The 21,366-nt window shown below is 35.1% G+C and carries 15 protein-coding genes and 2 tRNA genes; 4 read left to right on the forward strand and 13 right to left on the reverse strand.

Going from position 1 to position 21,366, the window contains the following annotated elements; all coding sequences use genetic code 11:
• Positions 1-44: 44 nt before the first annotated feature.
• The gene (gene uvrA, locus K7G93_RS06575) at positions 45-2,876 is read right to left on the reverse strand and encodes an excinuclease ABC subunit UvrA (protein WP_226690419.1); all 2,832 of its coding nucleotides are present in this window, start codon (positions 2,874-2,876) and stop codon (positions 45-47) included.
• Between the two features lie 167 nt (positions 2,877-3,043).
• Here uvrA and K7G93_RS06580 point away from each other — a divergent pair, with 167 nt between their 5' ends.
• Complete coding sequence (locus K7G93_RS06580) at positions 3,044-3,556, forward strand: single-stranded DNA-binding protein (protein WP_115323100.1); 513 nt, start codon at positions 3,044-3,046, stop codon at positions 3,554-3,556.
• A 395-nt stretch (positions 3,557-3,951) separates the two neighbouring features.
• Here the strand turns inward: K7G93_RS06580 and eruA are convergent, their stop codons facing one another.
• Both eruA and folD read right to left on the reverse strand, forming a co-directional pair.
• The gene (gene eruA / locus K7G93_RS06585) at positions 3,952-7,971 is read right to left on the reverse strand and encodes an NACHT domain-containing antiphage protein EruA (protein ID WP_226690418.1); all 4,020 of its coding nucleotides are present in this window, start codon (positions 7,969-7,971) and stop codon (positions 3,952-3,954) included.
• A gap of 459 nt (positions 7,972-8,430) precedes the next feature.
• Positions 8,431-9,279, reverse strand: a complete 849-nt coding sequence (folD, locus tag K7G93_RS06590; RefSeq protein WP_224045662.1) for a bifunctional methylenetetrahydrofolate dehydrogenase/methenyltetrahydrofolate cyclohydrolase FolD — start codon at positions 9,277-9,279, stop codon at positions 8,431-8,433.
• 159 nt (positions 9,280-9,438) lie between these two features.
• On the opposite strand from folD, the gene K7G93_RS06595 reads away from it, so the two are divergent.
• From K7G93_RS06595 to K7G93_RS06605, 3 genes are all read left to right on the forward strand, one after another.
• Positions 9,439-9,515, forward strand: a tRNA-Pro gene (locus K7G93_RS06595).
• Between the two features lie 35 nt (positions 9,516-9,550).
• A tRNA-Arg gene (locus K7G93_RS06600) sits at positions 9,551-9,627 on the forward strand.
• 395 nt (positions 9,628-10,022) lie between these two features.
• Entirely contained in the window at positions 10,023-11,228 is a 1,206-nt protein-coding gene (locus tag K7G93_RS06605) for a YadA family autotransporter adhesin (RefSeq protein WP_226690417.1), read from the forward strand.
• Positions 11,229-11,330: 102 nt separating this feature from the next.
• On the opposite strand, the gene tkt is transcribed toward K7G93_RS06605, so the two are convergent.
• From tkt to K7G93_RS06655, 10 genes are all read right to left on the reverse strand, one after another.
• On the reverse strand, positions 11,331-13,337 hold the full coding sequence (gene tkt, locus K7G93_RS06610; protein WP_228400334.1) for a transketolase: 2,007 nt from the start codon (positions 13,335-13,337) through the stop codon (positions 11,331-11,333).
• A 33-nt stretch (positions 13,338-13,370) separates the two neighbouring features.
• Positions 13,371-14,324: a transaldolase gene (gene tal / locus K7G93_RS06615; protein ID WP_049215362.1), complete on the reverse strand. Its 954-nt coding sequence runs from the start codon at positions 14,322-14,324 to the stop codon at positions 13,371-13,373.
• Positions 14,325-14,358: 34 nt separating this feature from the next.
• Complete coding sequence (gene tpiA / locus K7G93_RS06620) at positions 14,359-15,408, reverse strand: triose-phosphate isomerase (RefSeq protein WP_115323107.1); 1,050 nt, start codon at positions 15,406-15,408, stop codon at positions 14,359-14,361.
• Positions 15,409-15,419: 11 nt separating this feature from the next.
• Positions 15,420-16,091: a cyclase family protein gene (locus K7G93_RS06625; RefSeq protein ID WP_049215368.1), complete on the reverse strand. Its 672-nt coding sequence runs from the start codon at positions 16,089-16,091 to the stop codon at positions 15,420-15,422.
• A 10-nt stretch (positions 16,092-16,101) separates the two neighbouring features.
• Positions 16,102-17,394 carry a TRAP transporter large permease gene (locus tag K7G93_RS06630; protein WP_115323108.1) on the reverse strand — a complete coding sequence of 431 codons (1,293 nt, stop codon included), beginning with the start codon at positions 17,392-17,394 and terminating at the stop codon, positions 16,102-16,104.
• On the reverse strand, positions 17,394-17,870 hold the full coding sequence (locus K7G93_RS06635; protein ID WP_115323109.1) for a TRAP transporter small permease: 477 nt from the start codon (positions 17,868-17,870) through the stop codon (positions 17,394-17,396). The genes K7G93_RS06630 and K7G93_RS06635 overlap by 1 nt, the downstream gene beginning before the upstream one ends.
• 63 nt (positions 17,871-17,933) lie before the next feature.
• A complete protein-coding gene (locus tag K7G93_RS06640) occupies positions 17,934-18,911 on the reverse strand; it encodes a TRAP transporter substrate-binding protein (RefSeq protein WP_049215373.1) in 978 nt (325 codons plus the stop codon).
• Between the two features lie 46 nt (positions 18,912-18,957).
• Positions 18,958-19,413: a ribose 5-phosphate isomerase B gene (rpiB, locus tag K7G93_RS06645; RefSeq protein ID WP_226691017.1), complete on the reverse strand. Its 456-nt coding sequence runs from the start codon at positions 19,411-19,413 to the stop codon at positions 18,958-18,960.
• Between the two features lie 22 nt (positions 19,414-19,435).
• Complete coding sequence (locus K7G93_RS06650; RefSeq protein WP_049215377.1) at positions 19,436-20,389, reverse strand: sugar-binding transcriptional regulator; 954 nt, start codon at positions 20,387-20,389, stop codon at positions 19,436-19,438.
• On the reverse strand, positions 20,386-21,240 hold the full coding sequence (locus tag K7G93_RS06655; RefSeq protein WP_049215378.1) for a sugar phosphate isomerase/epimerase family protein: 855 nt from the start codon (positions 21,238-21,240) through the stop codon (positions 20,386-20,388). The genes K7G93_RS06650 and K7G93_RS06655 overlap by 4 nt, the downstream gene beginning before the upstream one ends.
• Between the last annotated feature and the right edge of the window lie 126 nt (positions 21,241-21,366).

The raw sequence follows: 21,366 nt of genomic DNA on the forward strand, positions 1-21,366 counted from the left end.
ATGCTAAATAGCTTTTTTATTCTAACGTAAAGCGACTTAATTTTTTAGCCTTTTTGTAAAATAGTTTTTAAGAATCGTGCAGTATGTGAGTCTTGTACCTCGGCAACCTGCTCTGGCGTACCTGTCGCGATGATCTGACCACCACCACTCCCGCCTTCTGGCCCTAAATCAATGATCCAGTCTGCTGTTTTAATTACGTCTAGATTATGTTCGATAACAACAATTGTATTCCCCTGATCACGCAAACGATGTAATACTGTTAATAGCTGTTTAATATCAGCAAAATGCAAACCTGTTGTTGGCTCATCAAGTACATACAATGTTTTTCCTGTATCGCGTTTTGATAATTCGGTCGCCAGTTTCACACGTTGTGCTTCACCACCAGATAATGTTGTAGAAGATTGTCCCAAACGAATATAAGATAATCCAACATCTATTAATGTTTGCAACTTGCGTGCAATTTGTGGAATAGCATCAAAAAACTCACGCGCCTCTTCAACCGTCATCTCTAATACTTGATGAATGGTTTTACCTTTATAACGAATCTCTAACGTTTCACGATTATAACGTTTACCTTTACATTGCTCACAAGGCACATAAACATCAGGCAAAAAGTGCATTTCTACTTTAATTACACCATCGCCCTGACAAGCTTCACAACGCCCACCACGTACATTAAAACTAAAACGTCCTGGGTTATATCCTCTTGCTCTCGCCTCTGATACACCTGAAAATAGCTCACGAATTGGCGTAAATAACCCTGTATAAGTTGCAGGATTTGATCGTGGTGTACGCCCAATTGGACTTTGGTCAATATCAATTACTTTATCAAAAAATTCTAAACCAGAAATTGATTGATAAGGCGCATATTGTGTATTTTCAGCACGATTTAAAGCATTTTGCGCTAAAGGGAACAGGGTATCATTAATTAATGTCGATTTGCCTGAACCCGATACCCCCGTCACACAAGTAAACAACCCTACAGGAATTTCTAAATTAACAGCTTTTAAGTTATTCCCTGTCGCACCATTTAATTTAAGCACTTTGTTCTTATCAAGTGCGGTTCGTTTTGTTGGAATTTCGATCTTCTCGACACCAGATAAAAATTTACCTGTGATCGAATTTGGATTTGCCATAATCGCTTTCGCTGGACCTTCTGCAACAACCTGACCACCATGTACGCCAGCACCAGGACCAATATCAATAATATGATCTGCTGCCATAATCGCGTCTTCATCATGTTCAACGACAATGACTGTATTGCCTAAATTACGTAGGTGAGTCAATGTATTTAATAAGCGCTCATTATCACGTTGATGTAAACCAATCGAAGGTTCATCTAAGACGTACATTACCCCCACTAACCCTGCACCAATTTGACTGGCTAAACGAATACGTTGTGCCTCACCGCCTGACAATGTTTCTGCTGAACGAGAAAGAGAAAGATAGTCCAATCCAACATTCACTAGGAACTGCAAGCGCTCTTTAATTTCTTTTAAGATTTTTTCAGCAATTTGTGCGCGTTGCCCAGTTAAACTCATTTCATTGAAAAAACGTAATGTTTCCCCAATACTTTTTTCTGCTACATCTGGTAAATTTGTACTACCAATATACACATGACGGGCTTCTTGACGTAATCGAGAACCACTACAATCATGGCAAGGGCAAGTACTAATATTTTTAGCTAATTCTTCACGCACCGACATTGACTCTGTCTCTTTATAACGGCGTGACATATTATTCAAAATGCCCTCAAACGCATGGTGTCTGACTACAACATCACCACGATCATTCATATACTGAAATTCAATTTCCTCTTTACCAGATCCATATAAGATAATATTTTTGATTTTTTTAGGAAGCTGCTCAAACGGCAGCTCAATATCAAAATCATAATGTTTTGCTAACGAAGTCAGCATTTGGTAATAATAAAAATTACGACGATCCCAGCCTTTTACGGCCCCACTCGCCAAAGAAATGCTTGGATTTTGTACAATCCTATTTTCATCAAAATATTGTTGTACACCTAAACCATCACAAGTGGGACAGGCACCAGCAGGATTGTTAAAAGAAAATAAACGAGGCTCCAATTCAGGTACAGAATAACCACAGTGTGGGCAAGCAAAATTTGCTGAAAATACTAATTCCTCTGCATTATCATCATCCATTGAAGCCACTACAGCTGTACCACCAGATAATTCCAACGCCGTTTCAAAAGATTCTGCCAACCTTGTGGATAAATCAGCACGCACTTTAAAGCGATCTACCACGACCTCAATAGTATGTTTTTTATGTAATTCTAATTTAGGTGCATCGGATAAATCACAAATCTCACCATCGATTCGAGCACGAATATAGCCTTGTGACGCAATTTGCTCAAGCAACTTGATATGCTCACCTTTACGCTCTTTCACTACAGGTGCAAGCAGCATCATTCGACTGTCTTCTGGTAAACTCAACACATTATCAACCATTTGGCTAATCGTTTGTGCCGTTAACGCCACTTGATGTGTTGGACATCGTGGCTCACCAACTCTTGCAAATAACAAACGTAAATAATCATGGATTTCAGTGACTGTCCCTACAGTAGAGCGCGGATTATGAGAAGTAGATTTTTGCTCAATTGAAATAGCTGGAGACAGACCTTCAATGTGATCCACATCAGGCTTTTCCATTAAAGATAAAAATTGGCGCGCATAAGCAGAGAGTGACTCTACATAACGACGTTGTCCTTCCGCATATAAAGTATCAAATGCTAAAGAAGACTTTCCTGAGCCTGAAAGCCCTGTGATTACAATTAATTTATCACGTGGAATTGTTAAGTTTATATTTTTTAAATTATGGGTTCTCGCCCCACGTACTTCAATTTTATCCATAAATACAAAAAGCCATTAGAAAGTGTTCAAATTGCGATCATTATCGCACATTCTCAAATAACTGTGCAAATATCCAGTTAAACTTGTTTTAAGCATAGATTTTTTTGTGATTTTAGGGCAAAATAATAAGAATTTTCACCCCAATTCAAAATGAGAAAGAGGATTATATGGCTGGAGTAAATAAAGTAATCATTGTGGGCAATTTAGGAAATGATCCTGAAATTCGCACAATGCCAAATGGCGACGCCGTAGCGAATATTAGCGTTGCAACAAGCGAAAGCTGGATTGATAAAAATACTAACGAACGCCGTGAAATCACAGAATGGCATCGCATCGTATTCTATCGTCGTCAAGCTGAAGTGGCTGGAGAGTATTTACGTAAAGGCTCTAAAGTGTATGTAGAAGGGCGCTTAAGAACACGTAAATGGCAAGATCAAAATGGTCAAGATCGCTACACAACAGAGATTCAAGGCGATGTACTACAAATGCTAGACAGCCGCAATGATCGACCACAAGCAGGTGGTTACGCACCTCAAGCCTCTGCGCCACAATACAATTCGCCGACTAGTGGCAGCTATGGTAATAACTTTAGCTCACAATCTAACCGTCCACAACAGTCTGCACCACAAAGTGAGCCACCAATGGACATGGGCTTTGAAGAAGATAATATTCCGTTCTGAGTTACATATAAATTAAAAATGTAAAATATAAACTTCTATAATACTAAGAGCCCTTTATTTTTAAGGGCTCTTTTTTACACTTTAATTTACTTTTTGATATTTATATATGTAATTTATAAGGTCTACCTATAAATTAGATAGCAATGTTTTATTCCCACTAAATATATTTATAAGGACGCAAGATATACCTCTCTTTAGCTCAGGTAAGTGCATCACTTAAATCGTTTACCTAGGCTGCTTACCTGATTATTTGTAAAGAACCGATAAAAAATTAAACAGTTGTGGCTGATGACAATAAGAATTGTTTGATTAGACAAAGGCGATACAGTCGAAATTTGGGCAGATTTCCTAAAAAGCTCTTTATAAACTTCAGATAATATGCCTTATTTATAATATTATAGAGCTAAATTTAAAACAAAAATATCCATTCGATTTCTCAATTCTTCAGGTACTTGTTTTTGAATATTTTGGTATAATTCTTCCGCACTATTTATGTCATGATTTTTTCTATTGGCGACCTTTTCATTAGAACCGAACCATAATACTAAGTAAATACCTTGTCCATCAGCATCTGGATGAATGGTATATAAACGATCTAATTGGTGCTCACATGCTGAATAAAGTTGTGGATGCCATTGTCCCTTTACTTCTACAGGTAAAATTTTTCTTTTTCCATCAATTAACTTAGAAAGAATGATATCACAACGATTATTGTCTTTCATATAACCTTCGCGTATAGGAATTACTTGTCTATTTTCAAGACGTAATCTTAAACGTTCTGCAATCCGCTGAGTCGCAGTATTTTCATCAACTCGATTGATGATATTCATTTCTCCATGGTAAAAAATAGATTTCGTAGAAATATCATGCCCATTTAAGTCATTTTGATAGGCTTGAAGTTCTTCCAATATAACTACACGTAAATTTTCAGTAGTGATTATTTCATCTTTATTTAATAAGCTTACAATTTGCTCGGCTGTCGGGACTTGGAAATTTTGAATTACTGATTTACGTAAACAATTAAATCGAATACTTTTTAGACTAATATGAAATTTTTTATAGCGAATATCCTGCAATAAGCGTTCTATAACTGGTACTGGATTATCTTCATTATTTTCTTCCAATTTATAAATTAGTCCACTTAAAAAACGATAAGCTTTTTCTGAAGGCGGACTATCAGAGCTATGCATATTAGGCAAATAAACTTCTTCCCATTGCCCAATAAAAGTATTCAGAATTAGCTCTATTTTTACAGAAGAGAGACTTATCCATTTTGAATAGTCCCCAAAAGAACCAAAATGATCTGCTAAAATAAAAATGCTATCGGCATCTTTAATTAGTTCTTGCCAAAAAGGTTCATAATTTTTATCTAATAAGTAAAAAGCATGAGCAAACCAGAAATTTCTTTTAACTTTTATCTCTACATCTTCTGGCTCTACTGTCATATCAAGCAGTTTTTCACAGTATTGCAGAACTAATTCTTTAAGCTCCTCACGATCACCAAATTGAATAGCTAATAGCAATAATTCTTTTTGTGCTGAAAAATTCATATCAGGGAACTTTTTCAGCCATTCTAATGGGAGAGTCCCCTGTAAAAATTTAAATGTTTGATCATGAGCTAACCAGCTTACTGACGTACTTTTACATTCTACACAAGCTAATTGTGGTTCAATATAGTCACGTAAAAATTGCTCAGCAGTTGCTGAATTCCAGAATAGACATCTATCGACCTCTTGTTTTAGTAACTCTCTATCATCAGAATTCATTCCTACCCAATAGGTAGAAAAACCAGCTCGTAATGCTATTAATGTATCTACTGATACTGAATTTAGTGAACCGTCACGCTTTAAAATTTCTAAGCAAGCTACATATAAGATAGGTTCAATATTTAAGATTATGGATTTGCATCGTAACTCTGCTAGTCTAGCTATACTAGGTATATCTGGTTCAATATAATCCAAACAGTTATACACAGCATTTTTTACCAGCTGAACATCACCAAACATTTCTAAAATTTTATCAGGTTCTTGTAATATAGTTTGAGAAAATGCTAAAAGAGCATTCCAATGTCGTCCACTTTCTATTAATTTTCTATTTTCTTGAATATATCGAATATCTTTATTACGAATATTTCTTTGTTTTTTGTTATATGCTCTAGTTCTCTTTTTACGATTGTATTTCAAAATATTATTTCTATAACTTTTTTTAGTTTCTATATTATTTTTATACCAAGTACGCAGAAAATCATTTTTTTGCAATGCTTGCATACGCATGTGCTTACGTAATGAGTTAGGTGATTTTTCTTTGATATAAAAATCATGCCTAACCATAAAACAAGACCATAATTCAACATTATTGGTATCAAACGCTAAATCAACAATATATTTAAGATCCTGCGGCTGAAAATACAACCCCGAATGGAGATGCCGGCCAAAGCAATTAAACTTTGTTTCCTGAATAGCTTTATGATTAAATTTATTCTCAAATGCAATTTTGATAATATTTTGTCTTAAAGTATCATTTTCAGATAAAATTCTTACTGATAGGCTCTCTTCTTTTGTTATACTCTTTTGGAAGTATAGCTCTTTTACCCATTTCCAAATTTTTTCTGGCTCCCAAGGCTCTGGATATAGCTCAAAATAACGATCTAACAACATACTGATAATCTTGCTGACACCAACTCGACACTGGTAATCGTACTTTTCTTGGCAAGAACAGGATAAATTAGCTGATAACTCATCTAATAATGGTACAACTAAATTAGAACTTAATTTTTGAATAAAGCGCTTAATGAAGAAACGTTCTCCAATAACTCTCTCAATACGGCGATCTGTTGGGTACAATTTCGAACAAACTTTTAGAAACTGGACATAATCAATTATCTGAAATTCATCATTTAACTTGATCATTATATCAGCTACTATAGAAAGCGAAACATTATCTCCAGCTTCAATTAAAAATTTACAAGTTTCTTGGTAGTTATACTCTTTGACTTTTGATAAACATTTACCTGCTAATCTACGTGTATATTTATCCCAGTATTCAGAGCTGATATCGCAAACAATGTTTTTTAGCTCATTAGTTAATTTTGAAATTATAGGAGAATCAATTAATACTTCTAATAAAAGGCTTTGTAAATCTCCACCAACATTATCTAAAGATAATAAATCTTTCAGTTCATCCAATAATTCATCTGTAAAAAATTCTGACAAACTAAAGTTTCTCCATCTATCACTACGGCGGAAATAAGGATCTATTTGATTTAAGTCTTTTAATTTAGAGAGTAATTTTATTTTTGAGCTAGGTAATAGCAAACCAGAATCCCCGTTCGACAAAATTGCATAGGGGTCTAAATCAATTAGTATTTCCTGAATACGCTGATTTTCCGATAATACAGCCATCCAAGCAAACAAACCACGTAGCTCATCACGAACTATATTATTAGGGGCAATAATAGATAAAATTTTACTCAGAGCTAATGGATTAGATGCTGAAGTCAATTTCTTAGCAAGATAATTACCAGCACAATATTCAGCAACAATTCTATGAACTGGGCGATGTTGTTCTGCTCTATCAGATGGAATGAAAAATTGAGTAGATAAAATTTGTGTAATGTTTGTATCTGAATTTAAAGTAGCAATATGTGGATAAAATCGATTAGAAGCTGAATCACTTAAACTTATTCCTTCTGAACCTGATAGCATTAATTTAGTAAAGATATCTTCTACTAATTCAATTTTTTTAGAAGCAGGTAATATATTTTTATCGTAAGAATAGCTACTATTATTTTCTTTTGCTAATCCTTCAATAGCTAGCCTAAATGCGGAATAACGATTTTCAAAGCATTGGTTGTTCTCTACATAGGATTTTGAAAATAGTTTCATAAATAAAGGATTAGCTAGTAATGGTGTTAATTCAATATTAGCTGCTTCTTTTAAAAATTGTTCCGCATTTTGTTGTGGGTAATAATGTAAGAAAAGATCTTTTTGTTCTTTTTCGTCGAAAGGTTTTAAATAAACTAATAAAGGTTCTTCGTCAAAAATAGTTTTACAATAATGTGTATAACCTTCAGACCACTCACTAGAACGACTAGATAAGATTATTCTCTCTGCTGAAGTATTTTTAACCATTGTAAGGGCCTTCATTACCGTTGATGAGCCAATTTTTACTAATTCATCAAAACCATCAATAACAAGTGAAGAACATTTTTCTTCATTTGAATGAATGAAAATATTTGCAGTATTTTTAGTAATACCTATTTGTTTTGCCAAACTATCTAATAAATAACTTTTCCCTGCACCAGGTTCTGCAAGAACAATAATTACTTTCTTCTCAACTAAAAGGAGCTCAGATTCATTAAACTCTTGATTATTAGTTGTATGTAAAATTCTAGAAAGATAAAATTTTGAATCCATCTCTCTCTCCAAAAAACGATCTAGTATTGATGTACAATTCTTTGTTCTGACCCAAATTTACGCTGAATAAGTGTAAATTTTCATACTTTCAATAACTTTATGGACAAATATTGTCTGTTTGGTATTTTATATAAGTACATTGTGTAAAAATAAAATCTGAAATCTAGCCTTTTTATTCTTTATTTTTACGTGTTCACACTTCAATTTTGACAAGTTAATATTTAATTGATTGATTTCAAATTGTTTTATAATTTACATTTCAAAATGATATAGAAACAACCTTTCTAAAACCTATACCTTTAAAACTGATAACATTCAATGATAAAAATACGCTATTGATGAAATAGCGTTTTTTTATTATCGAAGATATTCTACAAGTTTACATATTCAGCATAATAGTAAATCTACTTCAAAAAAATGCGGTCAAAATCGACCGCACTTTTTTGTACTATTTGCTGATTATATCTGCTTTTCATAGGCAGTTAATGTATTAAACATCAACATTGCTACTGTCATTGGTCCAACACCGCCTGGAACAGGCGTGATATAGCTGGCTTTTTTTGCTGCTACAGCGTATTCCACATCACCAACGAGTTTGCCATCAAGACGATTAATACCAACATCAATAACCACCGCCCCTTCTTTGACCCAGTCTCCATTAATAAACTGTGGTTTGCCTACTGCTACAACCAAAATATCTGCTTGGCGCACATGTGCTTCTAGATCTTTAGTAAAACGATGTGTCACTGTCACGGTACAACCCGCTAACAATAACTCTAATGCCATCGGTCTCCCTACAATATTTGAAGCTCCAACTATCACGGCATGCTGCCCATATAAATTAATACCCGTGGTTTCAAGCAATTTCATCACACCATAAGGGGTACAGGCTCGTAATGTAGGAATACGCTGACATAAACGCCCGACATTATAAGGATGAAAACCATCAACATCCTTTTCTGGTGTGATTCTCTCAATCACTTTTGTACTATCAATATGTTTTGGTAAGGGTAGCTGAACCAAAATACCATCGATTTCAACATCTTGATTAAGCTGGTCAATTAAAGTTAATAATTCATCTTCTGAGGTATTTTCAGACAAGTCATAAGATTTAGAATGAATCCCAATTTCTGCGCAACTTTTACGTTTACTACCTACATAGACTTGTGAGGCTGGATCTGTTCCAACAAGGATTACCGCTAACCCAGGTGCACGTTTTCCCTGTTGTACATATTGTTTTATTTTTTGCGCTACTTCTGACTTAATTTTAGTTGACAATTCTGTACCAGAAATTACTTGTGCAGTCATTCGTTTTATCCTTTGATTGAGTGAAAGAAAACGTTTGCTATTTTGTCAGAAAAATAGCTCAAATGTAAGTGAAATTGAGATTAATTTGTACGATTGAATGAAAAATAGAAAAAATTAATTGACTGTAATTAAAAGGAAACTATAATGCTACACATTCATCGGCGAGTAGCGCAGCTTGGTAGCGCAACTGGTTTGGGACCAGTGGGTCGTAGGTTCAAATCCTATCTCGCCGACCACTTTCCTTTGTTTGAAAAAAATGTCCATTTGAAATGCGCCCTTAGCTCAGCTGGATAGAGCAACGGCCTTCTAAGCCGTAGGTCATTGGTTCGAATCCAATAGGGCGTGCCATATATCTATATTTTTCTTCAATAACTATCATATGTTCAATTAAATTCTTATTCCTTTTCAAAATAAAGCTATTATCAGAACTATAAACTGGTCTATCCTCTTTCGCCAAATAAAAAAATAAATAAATATTTTTTCTATCTAAGTCAAATATTTCTTAAAAAAAATTCATAAAAATTAATCTTTAATTATATAAAATTCAAAAAATAATAAAACCACACGAAAAAAAATCAAAGTAAATAAGTGTAAATAAATGTTTGCATTACGTATACAAATGTATACCTTTGAATACCAAATTAAATTAATTTGTATATAATGAACCCGTTTTTTGCTTAATGCATAAACAAATTTACATATAATTAATCTAATTTATTCTTTTTTTTAATTAAGGACATCTTATGCTCAAAAAACATAACATTTTTACTCTAAGTATTCTGACTCTTATTGCTTCAACTGGCTACTCTGCACCTGATAGTAATGGAAATATTAAAGAGGGTAACAATGCAGGTACAAGCGTATCAGGGAAAAATAATATAGCTATTTCCACAAATGCAGGTACAAATGTAACTGGAAATACCAATGTGGCTATTTCTGGTGACGCTGGTAGACATGTCAAAGGCAATAACAATATTGCAATAGCATACAAAGCTGGTAACAACGTAACTGGAAATAACAATACTGCAATTGGACGAGCAGCTGGCTCTGAAGTAAGTGGTTCATTTAATCTTGCTCATGGGTATGGCACAGGGCAAAAAGTAAATGGCTCTTCCAATATTAGTTCGGGCACATACAGTGGAGTTAATACAACTGGTAATGCTAATATTGCTAACGGCGCATATTCTGGGCAAAATGTTGAAGGAAATGGAAATATTGCTACAGGAAATGCTGCTGGTGTTGGTATAAAAGGTAATAGCAATATTGCTATTGGGAATGGCGCTGGTACGGCTACCGATGTAGAATATTTAATGAATCATAAACCGAAATCAGATCTTACTAAAAATACAATCAACGGTCCAAAACGTCCTGTAAACAACTCTGTAAGCTTGGGTACTAAAGCAATTTCAATTGAAGATGATGCTGTTGCATTAGGTAGTAACTCTAGAGCAGATATAGAAAAAGGCAAGACTGGATTTTTAGCAAACTCTGCAGATAAGACAGATGCAACGTGGACATCAACGCATGCAGGTATTTCTGTTGGTAATGAGGGCAATGACACCACACCAAGAGTTACACGTCAAATACATAACCTTGCAGCAGGGACAAAAGACACAGATGCAGTTAACGTAGCTCAACTTCGTAAAGTACATGAACAAGTTGCGGATCTCAGAATTGATTTTCAGCATATTGAAAATAAACTTAACCGCATGAACTCTGACTTGAAAGCAGGGATTGCTGGAGCAACAGCAATGGCAAACTTACCACAAGCTTTCCGCAATGGTCAGTCGATGGTTTCAGTTGCTGTAGGTTCCTACAGAGGTCAATCAGCGGCTGCATTTGGCATCAGTCGCATGGCAGACAATTCACCAATTGTATTTAAGGCATCAGGTAGTGCAAATACACAAGGTCATTTCAATGTTGGCGCTGGTATTGGCTGGGGCTGGTAGACTTATAATATAAAATATGGCTTCTATTGTGATAAAACAATAGAAGCCTCTTCTTATATCAAATGTTTTCTTTATTACTAGAAAAGCAGATTAAACAAGAAATTACAAAATCTCTTTTGCTTTAGCGACAACATTTTCAACAGTAAAACCAAAGAGCTTAAACAATTGGTCAGCAGGAGCAGATTCACCAAAACTATTCATCCCCACAACACGACCTTCAAAGCCTACATATTTATACCAGAAGTCCGAAATCCCCGCTTCAATCGCTACACGTTTCGTCACATTACTTGGTAATACGCTCTCACGATACGCCGCATCTTGTTTATCAAACACATTAGTACTTGGCATCGAGACCACACGGACTTTCACCCCTTCCGCATCTAATACCTCAGCCGCCTTCATCGCAAGCTCTACTTCCGAACCTGTCGCAATAAGAATTAAATCAGGACAGCTTTGTTTTTCACAGCAGTGACGTAACACATAACCACCACGGGCAACATTGGCTAATTGCTCTGCATTACGTGTCATTTGAGCAAGATTTTGACGAGTAAAGATAAGTGCACTCGGTCCCTCTTTACGTTCAACCGCCGCTTTCCATGCCACCGCAGATTCCACTTGGTCACAAGGACGCCATGTCTCAAGATTTGGAATTAAACGTAATGTAGTGGTTTGTTCAACTGGTTGATGGGTTGGACCATCTTCACCTAAACCAATTGAATCATGCGTATACACAAATAATGAACGTTGTTTCATTAATGCCGCCATACGCACCGCATTGTGTGCATACTCCATAAACATTAAGAAAGTCGCGCCATAAGGAATAAAACCACCATGTAAAGCAATGCCGTTCATAATGGCCGACATACCAAATTCACGTACACCATAGTTAACATAGTTACCATCTGCATTTTCAACTGCACGAATTGGTTTTGAGCCAGACCATAAGGTTAAGTTAGAGCTGGCTAAGTCCGCTGAGCCACCTAAAAACTCAGGTAATAATTTTGCATAAGCTTCAATAGCATTTTGTGAGGCTTTACGGCTAGCAATATTGGCTGGATTAGCTTGGAGTTGTTCAATAAATGCTTGTGATTCTGCGGCCCAATTTGCAGGCAATTCAGCATTAACACGACGTGTAAACTCAGCCGCTAATTCAGGATAAGCTTTTTCATAAGCCGCAAATTTTTCTTCCCAAGCTTTCTGTGCAACATTCCCTTTGTCTTTAGCATCCCACTGCGCATAAATATCAGCGGGAATATCAAACGGTGCATGTGACCAATTTAATGCCTGACGAGTTAAAGCAATTTCTTCATCACCTAATGGTGCACCATGACTGTCATGTGAGTTCGCTTTATTTGGTGAGCCAAAACCAATAATCGTTTTACAAATAATTAAAGTCGGTTTGTCTTTTTCTGCTTGTGCTTGTTTTACTGCATCAATGATTTGTGCTGAATTATGCCCATCAATTGCAGGAATCACATGCCAACCATAGGCTTCAAAACGTTTTTGTGTATCATCTGTGAACCAGCCATCAACATGACCATCAATGGAGATATTATTATCATCATAAAAGGCAATTAATTTACCTAAGCCCAATGTACCCGCTAGAGAGCACGCCTCATGGGAAATCCCTTCCATTAAGCAACCATCACCCAAGAAGACATAAGTATAATGGTCAACAATCTCATGACCTGGACGGTTAAATTGGTGAGCAAGGGTTTTTTCAGCCAGAGCAAAACCTACGGCATTAGTGATACCTTGTCCTAACGGCCCTGTCGTAGTTTCAACGCCAGGGGCATAGCCGTATTCTGGGTGACCTGGTGTTTTAGAATGTAATTGACGGAATTGTTTTAGGTCATCGATAGACAAGTCATAGCCTGTTAAATGCAAAAGACTATAAATCAACATAGAGCCATGCCCATTGGACAGAATGAAACGGTCACGGTCAACCCAGCTTGGGTTAGTTGGATTATGTTTTAAAAAATCACGCCATAATACTTCTGCAATATCTGCCATCCCCATCGGGGCACCTGGGTGACCTGATTTTGCTTTTTGGACCGCATCCATGCTCAGAAAACGGATTGCATTTGCCAGTTCTTTACGTGTTGCCATTCTTTATCCTCTCCCTTTTCTACCTTCATTAAATTAAAATTTAGCTAATAACATCGCTTCTAATTTCTCTTGGTCAGCTGCAAACTTACGGATACCTTCCGCCAGTTTTTCCACCGCCATTGCATCACTATTATGCTGCCAATAAAACTCCGCTTCTGTTAATGGCTCTGGCTTCGCCTTCACTTCTCCCGTATAACTTAATTTACGCTCAAGAGTACTCGTGTTTTCTTGTAATTCTTTTAACAGCGCTGGCGCAATCGTTAAACGGTCACAACCCGCTAATTCGGTAATCTCACCTACATTACGGAAACTCGCACCCATCACAATCGTGCTATAACCATGTTGCTTGTAGTAGTTGTAGATTTTCGTCACCGAAATTACACCTGGGTCTTCCGCTGGTGCATACTCTTTCTTATCACTATTGGCTTTATACCAGTCTAAAATACGACCCACAAATGGCGAAATTAAATAAACACCTGCTTCAGCACAAGCTCGTGCCTGCGCCTCTGAGAATAACAGCGTTAAATTACAGTTAATCCCTTGTTTTTCCAACACCTCCGCTGCACGAATACCTTGCCATGTTGAAGCGATTTTAATCAAAATACGTTCATTGCCAATCCCTGCTTCGTTGTAAAGTGCGATTAATTTTTTCGCCTTTTCAATCGTCGCTTCAGTATCATAAGAAAGGCGTGCATCTACCTCTGTTGAGATACGTCCTGGGACAATTTTTAAAATTTCTAAACCGATGTTTACCGCTAATTTATCTTCAGCATCGATTAGTTGCTGTTTTGAGCAATCACTTTTTGCTTTCGCATAGGCAATCGCATCATCAATTAATGAGGCATATTGTGGTAGTGCTGACGCACTTAAAATTAAAGAAGGGTTTGTTGTCGCATCTTCTGGTTGGTATTTTTTAATCGCCTCAATGTCACCAGTATCAGCAACAACAACTGTCATGTTACGGAGAGAGTCAAGTTGTGTAGTCATAATTTTCTCCTCATTCTACAAATATAAATTAAATTTAAAGTAATCTTTTCATTTCACAATACACGCCTTCTACCGCTTTAGGTCCAACAATAATTTGGTATTGATTAGCGATAGAAAATAATCCATTTACTCCAGTTATTTTTTCAATAGCAGGCTTATTTATATGGCTTTCATTATTAATAATGACACGTATACGGCTCGCACAATGACTTAATGCACTAATATTTTGAATACCACCAAGTTGTTTAATTAATTGGCGGGCGACATCAGTAAACTCGTTCTCAACATTTTTAGTTGATAATGTGTTTAATGCATTCTTCATTAATAAGTGGAAGTTTTTTGCTTCCCAAGCACTGCGTCCTACAAATAGCCCATCAATATTAGACTGTAAAATCAATTCATTAGCGTTCTCTAAGTTAACACTCCCACCATATAAAACAGGTATTTTTTTACTTGCATCACCAAATAACTCAAACAAACATTCTTTAATTACGCCATGTTTTTCATTTGCATAGTCTGATGTTGCAGGAATCCCATTTTCTCCTATTGCCCAAACTGGCTCATAAGCAATCCATAAATTTTCTATAGCATCGTTTGCTACAGATTGTAGACCGACTTTTAGTTGTACTCTCAACGCTTCATCAGCAGTATTAGTATTTTTTTGTGTGAGAGTTTCACCAATACACAATAATGTTTTAAAACCATGTTTTAAAGCTGACACAACTTTTTCATTTTCATCTTGATCACTTTCTTTAAAAATATGACGTCGCTCAGAATGTCCAATCATCACTAATTGCACGCCTAACTCTTTTAACATTACTGGAGAAATTTCACCTGTGAATTGCCCTCTGTCATGCGGATTCATATTTTGTGCACCTATCGTAATCCCATGCTGACTAGAACTATTAGTGACAGTCGTAATAGCATCTTTTAATGCGATGTAAGATGGAATAACGAATAATTCAATATCATATTCTGAAGGAAGCTGTTGCCTCACTTGAGATAATTCTGATAGATAGTCAATCGTATCGTTATTCCCTTTATACATTTTTAAATTAGTACCAAAATAAACTTTTTTAGACATCATCTGACCCCTTAAATATTTTTGACTAGCACTCGGCAAGGCGCGCCATCTGCATTTTCAATTGCAATTGGCAACATTAATCCCTCTACGCGAGAGCTTGTAATTTTGTCTGTATTACAAATATATTCAACCAATGTCACTCCTTTTAATAACAAATGTTGATGAGTGACATGTTTTGACAGAGGTTTTTCTATCGTATTATTCAGCCATGATCGGATAGGATAATCCTGAGGAAAGTCAAAAGTAACTAATTTTAAGTTTTTCTCAGATAAATACTTTGCGCCATCTTCTGTAATATAAGGCGATTTTCCCCAGAAATCAGTTGTATTATAATGATAATGAGTATCCCAGCATGTTTTAAAAATAATCCGTTCTACATCCCCTTCTGGCCAAATTGATGCTAATACTTCAGCAGTAATTGCAAAATTATCTTGAATCTCTTTGGATAAATCTAAAACATGAAATAACCCGATATATACATCAGGTGAAATATCTAAAATATTGTAAGCATTTTTTTGAATATGGCTCAATGCATCCATATGAGTGAAAGCATGACAAGAAACATGTAACTGCGTTGCTTCAAATAAATCACCTGCATCAAAACTACCTTTTTTCTCAATATGAGTTTGCCAACGAACATGATCTCGACAAATTGGCATTGACAAATCTATCCAATTACTCATCGTTTACTCCTTATTTAAATAGTAAATCTGGTAAGAAGGTACTAAACTCAGGTACCAAAATTAATAATACAAGTAAACCTAACAATGATAATAAGAACGGAATACTTTCTTTTAATACTTTCATTGGCTCACATTCAGCAATATTAGCAGACAGGAAAATCAAATAGCCTACTGGTGGCGTGACTAAACCAATCATTAAATTCAAAATAATCACAAGACCAAAATGAACTGGCGCAATGCCAAATTGATTGACAATTGGCATAAAAACAGGAACAAGTATAGTAAGCGCTGCGGTTGGATCCATGATCATACCAATAAAGAGAACAATGATATTAATTAAGATCAATGCTTCTAATGGACTATCACAGACAGAAGATACCCAATGAGCAACTTGATGACTAATTTGCAGACGCGCTATCATCCAAGCAAAAATAGAAGATGCACCCACAATTAACATAACAGTAATCGTCCCTTTCAGAGAAGAAATAAAGGCTTTTTTAAGGCGCTCAAGATTTAGCTCTTTATAAACAAAAGTGCCAATTAAATAGGCATAAATAACTGATACAGCTCCAGCCTCAGTCGCAGTAAAAATCCCAGAAATTATCCCATAGAGGATGATAATTGGACAAAGTAGCGCCCAAATCGCATCTTTTGCACTTTCTTTTACTTCTTTGAGGCTAAATTCAACAGCTTGATTACCATATCCTTTCAATTTCGAAATAATAAAAGTAATTAATATTAATGTGAGTGCTATCATTAACCCTGGAATAATGCCTGACATAAACATTTTTCCAACTGAAACACCAGCACCCGCTAATGCGGCAAAAACAATCATAGGAACGCTAGGTGGAATAATAGGACCTATAATTGAAGCTGATTGAGTCAATGCTGCTGAGAATGGCGCTGGATAGCCCCTTTTTTTCATTTCAGGGATAAGAGAACTACCAATAGCTGCTGTTGATGCTACTGCTGAACCACTTATTGATCCAAAAAACAAACTAGAAAAAATATTGATATAAGCGAGAGATCCTTTCCAACGCCCGATGATTGACGTTACAAAACGAATAATACGATTAGTTATTCCCCCAACACTCATTAGCTCTCCAGCAAGGAAGAAAAAAGCAAGGGCTTGTAAGGCATTAGTATCCAATCCTTGCATCACTTGTTGTGCAACAATAGTAACGGGAATATTCGGCAAGAAATAAAATAAAGTAACAATTGAAGCGAAAATAATGCTATAAAATAAAGGTAGACCTAAAACAGTTAATAAAAACATTGTGCCTAATAAAATGATGAATGACATTATAAATCCCTCACTTTTTTAGTTTGAACTAATGCTATTGAAGCCAATATGATTCTAATTACTTCTAAAGATAAACAAATAATAAATGGCACATACACCCAAGAAATAGAAATTTTAAATGCGGAGTAATAGCTATTCATATTCATTGTATAAAGTTTTATGCCACCTTTGATAAGTAAGAAAAGGCAAATTAACATAATACAGTAAAGCAACGATGATAATATCCAACCGTATTTAAACTTTTCAAAAATCATGATTCTTAATAATGGCACTTGAATTTGAGTTGTAGTCAAAATACCAAATATAATCATATAGGTATAACAAAAACGCAGAAATTCCTCAGCCCAAGGGAAGGATATATTGACAACATATCGAGTAATAACTTGTACAAAAGTCATTACAACAAGTACGGCAAAAAATATACATCCTAAAGAAAGGAAAGTGTTATTTATAAATTTATTATAACGCTCAATCATAATTCCCTCTCAAATATTAAAATGGCTAGTATTAATCTATTAAACACTAGCCATTTAACTATATTATTTGGTTTCAACGGTTTTATTAATTAATTTATCGCCAAATTTTTTCGCGTAATCATTCCACGCTTTCTTTGCCCCTTCTTGGAAAGAAGTAGTATCTGGTGAATATTCAATCTCCATCCCTTGCTCTTTCAATTTACCAAGATAAACCTTGTTTTCCTCTATATTTAATGCTTTTTCTAATTCTGCCCCCTCTTTTGCGACTTGCAATAAGATTTGTTGAGCCTCCTTATCTAATGAATTAAATGTATCTAAATTCATTGTCATAGGCGCTGCAGTATAGGCATGATGTGTAAGAGAAAGGTACTTTTGTACTTCTTGTAAATTATTGTTATAAATATGGTGAACTGGGTTTTCTTGTCCATCAATTACGCCTGTTTTTAAAGAGAAATAAACCTCATTAAATGGCATTGGCGTTGGATTAACTCCCCATTCTTTAAATGCAGAAATATGCGCAGGGTTAGGAGTGGTTCTTAATTTTAAATGAGATAAGTCAGTCACTGTTTTTATTGCCCGTTTATTATTCGTGATATCTCTAAAACCAACCTCATAAAAAGCTAAGCCTTTAAGACCCACCTTTTCAAAAGAAGCTAGTAAATGATCTCCAACTTCACTCGCTAATACTTTTTCTACATGCGCTTCATCTCTAAATAAAAATGGTAGGTCTAATAAGTTTAATTCTTCATTAAATGTTGTATAGTAAGGATTTCCAACGACAACAATATCAATAGTTCCCATACGAACACCATCAATTTGAGCCCCAGAATTTCCCAACTCACTATTAGGATGTAATTTTATTGTGATACGCCCATTCGATAATTCATGAGCTCTTTTTGCCATCAACTCTGTTGCTTTAGTTACTGTATCACTCGGGGAACCATAATGGCTTAATGCAAATGTGTAATTACCTGCTGCAATGGCTGTGCCAGAAAATGCAGTTAAAATGATTGCAGAAGAAATAAAGTTTAGTTTTTTCATAAGTTACACCCTATCGTTAAAATAAAGACAGATTAGATTCTGATATCTACGCAGAACGATGATATTTAGAATCTATTTCGTTAATTTGAGCAACTTTAGGTGCTGAACCACCTCCTGCAAAGTCACACTCCAACCACCTTTTTAGCAATGCTTTAGCTAACTCAACGCCTATAACACGTTCACCAAAACAAATAATCTGGGCATCATTACTTTTTCTTGCTCTTTCTGCTGAAAAAATATCATGGCAAACAGCCGCACGAATACCAGGGATTTTATTTGCAGTAATACACATACCAATACCCGTTCCGCAAGTTAAGATGCCTCGATCATATTCACCTTTAGCAACTGCGACTGCTACTTTTTCAGCTACATTTGGATACAATGTTGTATCGCCAGCTCCCGCACCAAAATCATCATATTCAATGCCTAACGAATTTAAAAATTGAATTAATTCAATTTTTAAATTATAAGCTGCATCGTCACAGCCAATCGCTATTTTCATTTTTGAGCTCCTTATCAATGTTTCAACTTTTAGTTAAACTTAAAATGGTATTAATATTACTCGCTGTAGTCGCAATAATATTGATAATCCCTGTTCTTAGTGCACCTAAAATCGCTGTTGCTTTTGTATTTTCAGATGCAATACCTATCACACAAGGTATATTTCTTAAATCTTCAAGGCTTAACCCTATTACTCTATTATTCATGACCGTGTCAGCTGGCTCACCTTGGAAATTAAAAAAACCATAGCCTGCAATTTCTCCGACCACACCTAAATTCATACGTGCCATCGTAATTTCCTGAGGAGTAAACCAACCTAGCTGTACCATATAACTATTCTCATTCATGTCGCCGATGCCTACTAAAGCAATATCCGCTTTACGAGCTTTATCAAGCGTTTCTTTTATTACTCCATTTTGCAAAAATATTTCTCTAAATTCTGGTTTTTCTAAATATGCAGGAGAATATAATGTTTCGTTTGTACCATTAAATTTACGCGCCAGATTACGGCAAATATGGTCCGCATCGATTGGTGAACCAATACGGTGCGTACCACCAATACCACAGATAAACTTACAATTTCGTTCTGGAAGAACACCAATATACTCCCCAACAGCTGCAACATTTCTGCCTTGTCCTACAGCAACTGTCATACCATCTCTTAAAGTACTCGCTAAATAAGCGTTCACTAATGCTGCAACTTGCTTACGCTGCTCTAATTCATTTTGAGTATCAATCGCAATTAATGCTCGTTGAATACCAAACTCGTCAATTAAACGCTGTTCTAATTTTGAAGTAAATATTGGATGATATTTCACATTAATATCGACAATACCTTCTTGTCGGGCTTTTTTTAACAAACGTCCTATTTTAACGCGAGATATATTAAATTTATTGGCAATCTCTTCTTGCGTTAATTCATGTTCATAATAAGATATAGCTATTTCTGTTAATAAATCCATTTCTTCTTCGTTCATTTTAAATCCGTTCCTTTTATCGCATTATCAATATATTCTCTTGATTTAATTAAAACATTCTCTATTAAGTCTAAAGAAACACGCTCTTCTTTCTTTACTGGCGTTGAATCTAATTCTCTATATATTCGAAGAGGAATTTCTAAACTACATGGTATATTTTCTTTCATTATTTCATTAATAATTGGTAAATAATTAATACTACCCTCACCAATCGTGACAAAATTAAACTTATCATCTTTACATGCAACATCTTTGATATGAAAATAACGACAATAATCTATCGATTTTATAGCCTGAGAAAGAATATCCAGATCAGGCTGATAGGTTGCCATATTCCCTGGATCAAAATTTAGTGCGTAACGTTCGAACCCTAAAATATTAAGTAACGCGATACCATCGTCTAAAGTTGTAAAAGCATTAAAATTATAATCACCTGCATTTTCTAAACATAATATACAATCAAACTCATCTAATAACGGTTTAAGTGAAATAAGATTTTCAATTAATTTTTCTTTATTCATTAATTTAGTAGTACAAACGTTTATATATTTCACACCAATTAAATTAGCAAATCTCAAACGAGGCAGAAAAATTGAATATAAACCTTCTGTAGATAAATCCATTGTACAACCTAAAGCAAGCGTATCTAATTTATATTTTTCTTTTAAAGAATTAATATAGTTAGCATTTTCAATAGTAAATAAACTATCATTTAAATTACTTACATAACCTTGGTTATATGCCAATTCAAAAAAATCAAAACCACATTTTTTAATTGAAGAAAAAGCAACATCTAAATCATAGCCATCATAAATAGAGGTATTTACTGCTAATTTAATTTTGTTATTCATCATTTACTCCAATTAAAATAAAGATAATTTCCACATAGTATAAAAACTAGTAAATTTATTTATTTTTATTTATATAATTTGTATCTTAAGTTTAGCCGTAATAAAGAGTGAAATGACAATAAGTAA

Source organism: Pasteurella canis (assembly GCF_020810675.1).
Taxonomy (GTDB): domain Bacteria; phylum Pseudomonadota; class Gammaproteobacteria; order Enterobacterales; family Pasteurellaceae; genus Pasteurella; species Pasteurella canis.

Excerpts from the sequence above, each read along its gene's own strand:
- K7G93_RS06650 (WP_049215377.1), bottom strand. The coding sequence starts at position 20,389 with ATGAACGAAGAAGAAATGGATTTATTAACAGAAATAGCTATATCTTAT.
- rpiB (WP_226691017.1), bottom strand. The coding sequence starts at position 19,413 with ATGAAAATAGCGATTGGCTGTGACGATGCAGCTTATAATTTAAAAATT.
- K7G93_RS06630 (WP_115323108.1), bottom strand. The coding sequence starts at position 17,394 with ATGTCATTCATCATTTTATTAGGCACAATGTTTTTATTAACTGTTTTA.
- K7G93_RS06625 (WP_049215368.1), bottom strand. The coding sequence starts at position 16,091 with ATGAGTAATTGGATAGATTTGTCAATGCCAATTTGTCGAGATCATGTT.
- K7G93_RS06605 (WP_226690417.1), top strand. The coding sequence starts at position 10,023 with ATGCTCAAAAAACATAACATTTTTACTCTAAGTATTCTGACTCTTATT.
- uvrA (WP_226690419.1), bottom strand. The coding sequence starts at position 2,876 with ATGGATAAAATTGAAGTACGTGGGGCGAGAACCCATAATTTAAAAAAT.
- tpiA (WP_115323107.1), bottom strand. The coding sequence starts at position 15,408 with ATGTCTAAAAAAGTTTATTTTGGTACTAATTTAAAAATGTATAAAGGG.
- K7G93_RS06655 (WP_049215378.1), bottom strand. The coding sequence starts at position 21,240 with ATGAATAACAAAATTAAATTAGCAGTAAATACCTCTATTTATGATGGC.
- folD (WP_224045662.1), bottom strand. The coding sequence starts at position 9,279 with ATGACTGCACAAGTAATTTCTGGTACAGAATTGTCAACTAAAATTAAG.
- tal (WP_049215362.1), bottom strand. The coding sequence starts at position 14,324 with ATGACTACACAACTTGACTCTCTCCGTAACATGACAGTTGTTGTTGCT.
- eruA (WP_226690418.1), bottom strand. The coding sequence starts at position 7,971 with ATGGATTCAAAATTTTATCTTTCTAGAATTTTACATACAACTAATAAT.
- K7G93_RS06635 (WP_115323109.1), bottom strand. The coding sequence starts at position 17,870 with ATGATTGAGCGTTATAATAAATTTATAAATAACACTTTCCTTTCTTTA.
- K7G93_RS06640 (WP_049215373.1), bottom strand. The coding sequence starts at position 18,911 with ATGAAAAAACTAAACTTTATTTCTTCTGCAATCATTTTAACTGCATTT.
- tkt (WP_228400334.1), bottom strand. The coding sequence starts at position 13,337 with ATGGCAACACGTAAAGAACTGGCAAATGCAATCCGTTTTCTGAGCATG.
- K7G93_RS06580 (WP_115323100.1), top strand. The coding sequence starts at position 3,044 with ATGGCTGGAGTAAATAAAGTAATCATTGTGGGCAATTTAGGAAATGAT.